The organism is Marinomonas spartinae, assembly GCF_016461715.1.
Taxonomy (GTDB): domain Bacteria; phylum Pseudomonadota; class Gammaproteobacteria; order Pseudomonadales; family Marinomonadaceae; genus Marinomonas; species Marinomonas spartinae_A.
The window spans coordinates 352,168-361,341 of record NZ_JAEMUI010000003.1 but is presented as its reverse complement, the minus strand read 5'-3'; the positions used below and the strand labels follow the sequence as shown (position 1 = coordinate 361,341).

Genomic DNA, 9,174 nt, shown 5'->3' with positions numbered 1-9,174 from the left:
TGAGGCTAGATTGGCCGACAGAGTACCGCTGACGGTCTGACTCGCCGTCTTGGTGATCCAGTCACTGTTAGTACCGCCGTTAGCCGCTGTATCAGCCGAAAAGGCCGCTGAGGTAATTGTCTTTGTTGGTGCACTTGTATCCAGCACATATGCTTGGCTATAAACTGCTCCGTCGTTACCAGCCTTGTCAGTCACCTTGACTTTTAAGGCGCTTGATTCCGTTAACGTTTGTCCTGCTAAAGACCAAGTATTCGATCCCACGGACGCCGTCGCCACTGTCCAGCTCTCCCCATTATCAAGGGACACGTAAACGCTCTCTCCCGATGCCAAGTTAGCTGATAAGGTGCCACTGACCGTCTGCTCAGCCGTCTTGGTTATAAAATCGCTGTTAGTACCGCCGTTAGCCGTTGTATCAGCCGAAAATGTCGCTGAGGTAATTGTCTCTGTTGGCGCTGTTGTATCAATCGTTACCGACTGGGCAGAAGTAGCAGCGCTGTTGGTTCCACCGACGGTCTGGATCGCCTTGATGTTGTAGGTGCCAGAGGTCAGGGCCGAGCTGGTGGTCAACTGGATGCTGGTGCCGTTGGCGGTCTCGGTGGCGAGGGATTCGCCGCCATCGACAGTGCCGTTGCTGTTCGCGTCGTTGAACAGCGTAACCATCGCCCCGTCGGTGACACCCGCGATGGTGAAGGTGGGCGTGGTGTCATTGGTAATATTATCCGTACTGGATATACCGGTATCAGATGCCGCTGACAAATCCGGTGTTGATGGGGCATTAGGGAGCGCACTAGCCGCAGTGATATTCGTTAACATAACCGAGTCAAAGTCTATTACAATCCCTGCCGGATCAGAAGATGTCATGGTGATATTAGAAACACCTTGAAATCCAGCACTAGGTAGATCAATAGTAACCGTTTGACCAGAACTTATAGTTGATGTGGTAAAAGCTGCTCCGTCATTAGCAGTAAACGTAAAAGTAGCATCGGCATTAGCGTTATAAATATTGATTTTGGTAAAATCGAAGACCTTCCCCCCCTCTACCTCAAACTTAAGCCAGCTCGCAATCGGGCCACCATAGGTTGATACAGACTTCGCTTCATCTATAGAGGCATTAACACTATCACTATCAACAAGATTCTGATCCGCTGTCACCTTTAGAATTTCACCACCCTTATCTTGAGTCACTGTTTTCGTCCCAAGACCTGAGACACCAGACTCAAACCCAAAAGTAACAGCTGCCAACGTGCCTTGATAATGCACATCCTGTAATGCCGCCACATCAATCTGGCCAGTGCTTTTTTCTAGAACCCAGTCACCGCCTTTACCAGCTGCACCAGTGATATCATTAGATGCGGCCACATCGGCTTGGGTTAGCTGTGCGATGGAATCAATAAATGCTTGCCCTTCGCCACTTGCCACATCACAGCCATAGAGCAGCAAATCCCCCTGTTCATTCAATGCCGAGCCCAGTTGCGCTAGATCTGAAGTACGACCGCTAATATCAGAACTATCCAGATTCAGTGCGCCAAGATTGACACTACCTTCCGAGCCATGGCTAATAATATGAATCGCATCATAATCGCTGTGAGTTTTCGCCCACTCAGTCATCTGCGACAAACCATCTTGGGTAGAATCGAGCAGCACGACTTCCACACCCGCTTTTGTACCATTCACCAAGCTTTGGTAATCCGCGACATTGGTTTCAATAAAAACCACTTCTTTGCGGCCGTTATTTTGTGCAGGATCAACAGCTCGGACTTCGGTCGGCGCAATGACAAGGGATTTGGTGGTGTCTTTATGACTATCAGCAGTAACGGTATGATTAGAATCCGTTTGTGTCGCATCATGGTGTAGTTGGGCGTCACTGATCACTTCTACTGCCGTAGCAACGGCCGCACCATCCAACAACAGGCGAGGCTCTAAAGCCGTAATCAGAGGTTTACGCGCTTGACTTTTATGATCTAGAGAACGGCCACCTGACATTTTTTTGCCTAATTTGTTGGAATAGTGCTTTTTCATACTCGTCACCTCGATGGGTAATTCTTAATAAGCAGGTTCGCTCTGCTTTATTTAAATATAGTCAATTTATTGATTTCAGCTGCACGCTTAATGTGCTTTTTAATCCAAAATATTCACCGAAACTCAGCCACCACACTCATGCCTGGTAGCACCTTGGCCGGTACTTTTTTGATGGTGGCACGAATTTGGATGGTCTGGCTGGTCGGGTCGACACTGGGCCCAATATGACTGATCACTGCTTGTAAACGCTGTTTGGTTTCTTCTACTTGCAAAACAATCGTCTTATTTATAGCTAACCAAGTCATCCATTGAGCGGGGACAATAATGTCGGCTTCTAGGCGCTCATGGCCCACTATTTTCATCAAGGCTTGGCGCTGTTGCACTATCTCAAAAGGATGAATATCCAGTTGTTCTACACTGCCGCTAAAGGGCGCTTTAATGTCACAGCGCGCCACATTGAGTTGCGCCATAAGCCGTTCGGCTTGGACTTTTTGCAAGTCGGCCTCAGCAATAGCGACGTCCAATGTACCAATGGAGTTTAATCGGTTCAGTTGTTGCACATTATCTAATTTCGCCCGAGCCGCTTTTGCCTCTGCATCGACTTTTTCCAGCTGAGCATTAAACAAGCGACAATCTAGTTGAATTAAGGTGTCACCTTTTTTAAAAGTCTCGCCCATTTGCTTCGGCACAGCGATCACTTTTGCAGCCAGCTCACTGGATAAGGTCGCTTGATGAACCGCCACTAAAATGCCTCGGGCATTTTCCTGAACAGCAGCACAAACAGCCCCCGGCATAAAAAAAATAACCAATAAAAACAAACTCAGGTACTTCTTCATCCTGCACTAGCCTTATGATTCCACTTTATTCTTTGCCATAAGCGCTGACTGCATGGCTTCTTTGCTCACCACTTGAATATCCCCTTGCTGCCATTTCGCTTGCAACGTTTTAAAAGCGTTTGATAGTTGAGCTATATTCATATTGCCAAATCCTGCTGGCAATGGATCTAACCCCATGGAGACTAAAATTTTGCCGTAGTCATTTTGTAGGTCTGCATAAGCGACGTCGCGGCGTAACTCCGCTAATACTGTATTCAAATCTTCACGAATGACTGTTAAATCGCCAATACTCTGTGCTGATCGGCTAGATTCCACTTGTTTTTTAATACGTTGCGCCACATCAAAATACTGCTGTGCTAGCTGGTAGCTATCACCCGCTTCTTTGTACTGGATATCGGCAATATGAACTTGCGAGATCACCGCCATGGACGTCGCTAAGGCTTGCTGCTTACTCGCTGCTATTTTCAATTTATTTAGCTTCTCAATTTTTCCGTAACGGAAAACGTTCATTAGGTTCCAGTTCACTCCTACCCCTGCAGACGTCCAGTTATTGTTACGCAAGTAATCCGAATCGTTATAATTAACTGCCGTACTGAGGTTCAAGCTAGGAAACAACGAAAGGAAAGCGGAATGCACCTCCTGCTGAGTAATACGCTCTTGGTATTGCGCTTCACGCAGCTCTGGACGTAACACAAGTGCGGTGCGCTCCATAGTATTCATATCAATATTGAGCTTAGGCGTCGTGAAATTCGGATTATTTACATCCGCTAATTGAAAATCGGTCGATGGGTTGAGCCCCATTAAGGTGGCTAATTCCGCTTTCGCTGGCATTAAGTCTTTACGAATATCTTGTAGCGTGCGCAAGGTTTCTAATAAAGATCGCTGATAAGTTAATGCTTCCATCGGCGATTGAGCGCGCAATTTTTCCAGTCGGTTTGAATCCGATAAAGCCATGCGAGCCTTGGCAATTAAAGGGTTAATTTTCGATAATAGGCGCTCAGCGGATACTGCCCGGTAATAAGCACTACGAGCTTGCTCCATGATATTATGCACCACTTTGCGCTCACGTTCTTTGGCAATCAAAAATCGATCCGCTTGCTGTTTGGCACGGTAATAAGACAACCCAAAGTCTAAAATATCCCATGTTGCGCCGATGCTCGCATTGACCGTACTTTTGTCTGATGACACTGAGTAACTGGGGTTGCTGCCAAGCGCTGCTGGCTGATCGCCAACAAATGACACCGACGCTGAGGCGGCGTAATTATTACGATAGCTATAACCTGCAGCCGCTGCCAGCTTAGGCAACATATCAAATTTATCAACGGACAGTTGCCCCTCGGATACTACGGCTTCAAAGGCTTTTAATTGAGCATCTCGGTTATATTTAATCGTGCGAGCAAAGGCTTCATTTAAGTCAATCGGGCCTGTAATAGGCGCCACATCTTTCGCTAATATCTCCGCATTTTCCGCTGCATTGGTCATCACTTCCTGATTGGTAAGTTGCTTTGGTACCACCGAGCACCCTGCTACGGCCACAGATACAAACACAGCCAATGTGGTACGACCCAACATTAATCGAGAGGACATAAGAACTCCTTGGAAAGAATAAAACCAGAAATGGGAAACACAAATTTATGCGTGGAAAGAACACAAAAAACGAGCATAAGTAACTTCAACGTCCTTTTGGTGCAAAGAAAATGCTTGAAAGTCCAAATATGCACAATAATAAAACAAATTGCGCATAAAAAGAACAAAAAAATCGTATTTTTTTGTGATATTCTGACAAATACTTACGTTTAGGATCAGTAGAAAAGGAAAAACTGAACGGAGCCACTTTAATGTCAAAGAACTCCGCCCATACGAAGACAACCTACCACCCATCACCCTCTTGGTGGATAAATTCCTTTAACAACAATACAGTAACGCATCGCTAGCCTAGGTCCTACGATATCCATAGGCTTACTATTCCCAGTGTTATCAACGATAACAGCCCCACCACTCTTTTCCCCTGTCACAGGAAGGGTCACTTTACCTGTCGCTGTCCCTTTGACAGCTCCCTCCGGCCCAATGGTCACATCCCTTACTGTTCCAGGAGCACTATATACAGTCACTAAAGGTGATGTTGCAGGACCAAGCACGGCATGATTCGTTGGTGTTTTTGATGGATTAACCGCAACGGAAGACGCAATCGTTGCCGATGCCGTTACAGGTAAAGTGACAGTCCCCGACGCAACACCAGTCGCTCCTCCATAAGGAACAAATTCAGCAGCATGCTTGTGAGCTGCTAATTGACTTGCCGTCTGCACAATCTGCTCACTACCATATTGTTGCCCTACTTCTCTATAATAAGGCAATGTAGCTCCCTTACCATAATGTACTGGTGCTCTGCCACGTAAATCTGGTAGGGCGAAAGTCGTCTGACAATTCCCACCATACGTACAACCCAGCACAGAGAATAAGGCATTAAATTCATTTATACTCAACACCCCACCTGAGGCCTCCATTGTATTTATAGGACAAAAATTCGCAGCGGTTAGACACACCTGTCCCATATACGCACCCTCTCCACAAGCTTGAGCTTTTTGCGGCCATGACACAAAAAGAGCGCTGAGTAATAGAGCGACAGAACTAGAAGAAAACGACCATAAATGTATTCTATTTTTCATAATCAATCCCTAACTTGAATAAATAAAAAGGTGTGCGCAGTGAATTATCTACACACCAAGTAAATGACAACACTGACAAGTTTACTGTTAAATCTAAGCCAGTAAATTACACTTTAGTACACAAAACAAAATGCAGAACAATAAAAGGTTCATCTGTTATTTTGATGGATGTTTAATCTCCCACCCCAACTTCCTTTATTGATGTGAAAATAATCGATAAATTGTCATGGTATCCGACTATAATACTCGGGATTTATAGCCATTTTTTCGCATAAATTTTCATGGTAGACGCAATAATTTAACCACGAATAGTATAAAGATTTATTTTATCTAAAGAGACGTTCAAGACGTATGAAACACACCCAAGACACAACAAAATCCGGTATGTCTGCAAAAGAGTTCACTGTTTTGGTTGCGGCATTGATGTCCATCGTAGCCATCTCCATTGATGCCCTTCTGCCTGCACTCGGTATGATAGGCAAAGATCTAGCGATTACGGATCCTAACCAACCTCAATACCTAATCAGTATGTTATTTTTGGGCGAGGCCATTGGCTTACTCGTCGCAGGCCCTTTTTCCGATGCCTTAGGCCGTAAGCCTATTCTCTTTGCTGGGTTTGCTATCTATTTGACAGGCACACTGGTTTGCTACTTTTCCTCCTCCCTTGAAGGGCTGATGTTGGGGCGCCTTTTACAAGGTTTAGGGGTCGCTGGGCCACAAATTGCCGCCATGTCCTTAGTTAGGGATATGTTTAAAGGGGCGCAAATGGCGCGCACCATGTCTTTGGTTATGATGATTTTTGTACTCGTGCCGGCGATAGCGCCTACTTTAGGGCAAGCGGTGATGCTATTCAGCCACTGGCGCGGCATTTTTGAGATGTATCTTTGTTACGCCTTAATATTACTGGTTTGGGTTAGCTTGCGCTTAAAAGAAACCTTGCCCAGAGAGAAACGCATCACATTAACAGCCCGCAGTTTTTACGATGGCTTTAAGGAAGTACTGACTCATCGAGCCACAGCAAGCTATACCATTTGCATGGGATTATTCTTTGGTGGTTTTATTGGCTACCTAAACTCCTCACAGCAAATTTTCCAAGTACAGTTCCACACAGGCACACTCTTTAGTGTTTACTTTGGCGTCTTAGCTTTGGTACTCGGTTTCTCATCTTTGATTAATTCACGTATTGTTGAGAAACACGGCACTAAGACTATCGCCTTCCGAGCCATTGTGACGGTTGTTCTTGCCTCTATAGTCTTTCTAGCGCTACATGCTTTTGTCGACATTACACTGTGGATGTTTATGGCCTATGCTGTTGTCTTTTTCTTTTGCTTTGGATTACTGTTCGGCAACATCAACGCTCTGGCAATGGAGCCTATGGGACATGTGGCAGGGATTGCATCAGCCGTGATTGGCTCTTTGTCATCAATTATGTCGATGTTGATAGGCACACTGATCGGTCAACTTTATAACAATACCTTAATTCCGATTACGGTTGGCTTTATTATCGTGGGAACGCTAGCACTAGGCATTATATTGTGGGCTGAAAAAGGACAAGATGCATCGATAGAGGTCGCCCCGACCTAGTAGGCTTCACTAGAAAGATCATCAAGAAAGCGAAAAACAAAGTAAAAACGTGACCGAATCCTCCCTAATTGGCCACGTTTTTTTATAGAATCCAGCTCAAATGCGCTTTTAGCGCATCATCTGTCACCAATTTTTGATTCATCAAAGAGGGCATTAATAGTGCCTCTTTTGTGATGGCTTTCAGCGCAAACAAGCGTTCATTAGAGACCGAAAAACTGGCCAGCCAATCCAATAAAACCATTTCTAACACTAACTCTAAATTAGCAAACAAGGACACCGTTGAGGCCTCCATTTTATGTTGCTCTCCTAGCAGAATGCGATAAGCAGCCAAACGCTCTGGCAACGCGATCCATTGGCGCCAAAGGGCGATCCAGCCTGTAATCATATCTTGACTGGTTTCCTCTATTGTAGAGAGCACAGACATCATTTCAGCTTTAGTCTGTTCTGTTAACGTTTCTAACACCGTCTCCCACAATATTAATTTGGTTGGAAAATTACTGTATACCGTTGGCTTAGAAACATTCGCTTCTGTCACCACTTGATCAATACTCGTGCCTTGATAGCCTTGCTGAGTGAATAATTGACAAGCAGCCTCCACAATAACGCTCTTTTTTGTTGGTCTACCTCGAGCCATTTAATTTCTCCTAAATTACTCAGCACATTAGTCTAAAGCATTGATTAAACGATGCTTTCAAAAAATTGCAATCCTTTCCAGCAAATAATCGCTAAAAAAGGCGCTTGACGTCAGTCTATGTAATCATTAAATTAACTAAACGGTATAGTTAAATAATTAATTTGGAGCACGCCACAATGCAAAGCAATAATGGTTTCTATGGTGAGTTCGGTGGAAGTTACATTCCTGAGATTCTCTACGCCAGTCAGCAACAAATCCTTCATGCTTTTGAAGAGATCAAAACCGATCCTGAGTTTATCGCTGAACTAAAAGAGACTTGGCAGAACTACTCTGGTCGCCCTACGCCATTAACCTTTTGCAAAAACTTAACAGAGCATTTTGGTGGTGCCCAGATTTACTTAAAGCGTGAGGACTTAAACCAAAGTGGCGCGCACAAAATGAACAACGTCATTGGCCAAGCCTTGCTGGTTAAACGTATGGGCAAAAAGCGCGTGATTGCCGAAACTGGCGCTGGACAACACGGTGTTGCAACAGCACTAATTGCTGCACGCTTAGGCCTCGAATGCACCATTTATATGGGTGCGAAAGACGTGAAACGCCAATATCCTAACGTGTTTTGGATGAAGCAACTTGGCGCCACCGTCGTGCCCGTCGCGGAAGGTTCGCAAACCCTTCGTGATGCTTTAGACGAAGCTCTTCGCGACTGGTCTTCCAGCCATGAAGACAGCCACTACTTGATTGGTACTACCTGTGGCTGCGCCCCTTTTCCTGAGATGGTCGCCTTCTTCCAGTCTGTTATCGGCGAAGAAGTAAAAGAACAGAGTAAAGCGCAGTTTGGGCAATATCCAGATCGTCTTTACGCGTGTGTCGGCGGTGGCTCTAATGCTTGTGGACTTTTCCTTCCTTTCTTGGAAGAAGAGAATGTTGAAATGATTGGTGTTGAAGCGGGTGGTAAAGGGCTAGCGTTGGGGCAACACTCCATTCGCCTTTCTAACGGATTAGGTGAAAAAGGCATTGCGCAAGGCTTTGCCACCATGTTCCTACAGGACAAGAATGGTCAGTTACAAGACACTCATTCAATTGCCGCAGGTTTAGATTATGTGGGCGTATCACCCATCATTGCGCATCTAGCACAAATTGGCCGTATTCAAATGACTTATGCCATGGACGATGAAGTGATCGATGCTTGTTCTTTGCTACTTAAAAAAGAAGGCATCATCCCTGCACTGGAGTCCTCGCACGCGTTGGCTGGCGCATTCAAAGATGCGGCAAACTTACCAAAAGAGTCTCGCATTGTGATCAACCTATCGGGACGTGGCGATAAAGATATCTTTAACGTGGCAAAAGCCATGAACGATCAAACCTTCCCTGAGTTTTTGGAAGATTATCTAGCCGATTACAAAGAACATTTGAATAACGACGAGGAGGCCTAATC

Annotated in this window: 7 protein-coding genes; 2 read left to right on the top strand and 5 right to left on the bottom strand. The window is 45.2% G+C overall.

Translation table 11 applies throughout. The features are described 5' to 3' along the window. From JHD45_RS05305 to JHD45_RS05290, 4 genes are all read right to left on the bottom strand, one after another. A partial coding sequence (locus JHD45_RS05305) for a DUF4347 domain-containing protein (protein WP_199475457.1) occupies nt 1-2,019 on the bottom strand: 2,019 nt, incomplete at its 3' end. 113 nt (nt 2,020-2,132) lie between these two features. Then, the gene (locus JHD45_RS05300; protein ID WP_199475456.1) at nt 2,133-2,855 is read right to left on the bottom strand and encodes an efflux RND transporter periplasmic adaptor subunit; all 723 of its coding nucleotides are present in this window, start codon (nt 2,853-2,855) and stop codon (nt 2,133-2,135) included. Nucleotides 2,856-2,867: 12 nt separating this feature from the next. Then, nucleotides 2,868-4,442 (bottom strand): TolC family protein, encoded by a 1,575-nt coding sequence (locus JHD45_RS05295; protein ID WP_199475455.1) that lies wholly within the window; start codon nt 4,440-4,442, stop codon nt 2,868-2,870. A gap of 293 nt (nt 4,443-4,735) precedes the next feature. After that, a complete protein-coding gene (locus tag JHD45_RS05290; RefSeq protein ID WP_199475454.1) occupies nt 4,736-5,521 on the bottom strand; it encodes a phage tail protein in 786 nt (261 codons plus the stop codon). Between the two features lie 351 nt (nt 5,522-5,872). On the opposite strand from JHD45_RS05290, the gene JHD45_RS05285 reads away from it, so the two are divergent. Then, nucleotides 5,873-7,105 carry a multidrug effflux MFS transporter gene (locus JHD45_RS05285; RefSeq protein ID WP_199475453.1) on the top strand — a complete coding sequence of 411 codons (1,233 nt, stop codon included), beginning with the start codon at nt 5,873-5,875 and terminating at the stop codon, nt 7,103-7,105. A gap of 82 nt (nt 7,106-7,187) precedes the next feature. On the opposite strand, the gene JHD45_RS05280 is transcribed toward JHD45_RS05285, so the two are convergent. Beyond that, nucleotides 7,188-7,739, bottom strand: a complete 552-nt coding sequence (locus JHD45_RS05280; protein WP_199475452.1) for a TetR/AcrR family transcriptional regulator — start codon at nt 7,737-7,739, stop codon at nt 7,188-7,190. 176 nt (nt 7,740-7,915) lie between these two features. Between JHD45_RS05280 and trpB the strand changes: the two genes are divergently transcribed. Further along, nucleotides 7,916-9,172 (top strand): tryptophan synthase subunit beta, encoded by a 1,257-nt coding sequence (gene trpB, locus JHD45_RS05275; protein WP_199475451.1) that lies wholly within the window; start codon nt 7,916-7,918, stop codon nt 9,170-9,172. The last annotated feature ends 2 nt before the right edge of the window (nt 9,173-9,174 follow it).

Excerpts from the sequence above, each read along its gene's own strand:
- JHD45_RS05300 (WP_199475456.1), bottom strand. The coding sequence starts at position 2,855 with ATGAAGAAGTACCTGAGTTTGTTTTTATTGGTTATTTTTTTTATGCCG.
- JHD45_RS05290 (WP_199475454.1), bottom strand. The coding sequence starts at position 5,521 with ATGAAAAATAGAATACATTTATGGTCGTTTTCTTCTAGTTCTGTCGCT.
- JHD45_RS05285 (WP_199475453.1), top strand. The coding sequence starts at position 5,873 with ATGAAACACACCCAAGACACAACAAAATCCGGTATGTCTGCAAAAGAG.
- JHD45_RS05295 (WP_199475455.1), bottom strand. The coding sequence starts at position 4,442 with ATGTCCTCTCGATTAATGTTGGGTCGTACCACATTGGCTGTGTTTGTA.
- JHD45_RS05280 (WP_199475452.1), bottom strand. The coding sequence starts at position 7,739 with ATGGCTCGAGGTAGACCAACAAAAAAGAGCGTTATTGTGGAGGCTGCT.
- trpB (WP_199475451.1), top strand. The coding sequence starts at position 7,916 with ATGCAAAGCAATAATGGTTTCTATGGTGAGTTCGGTGGAAGTTACATT.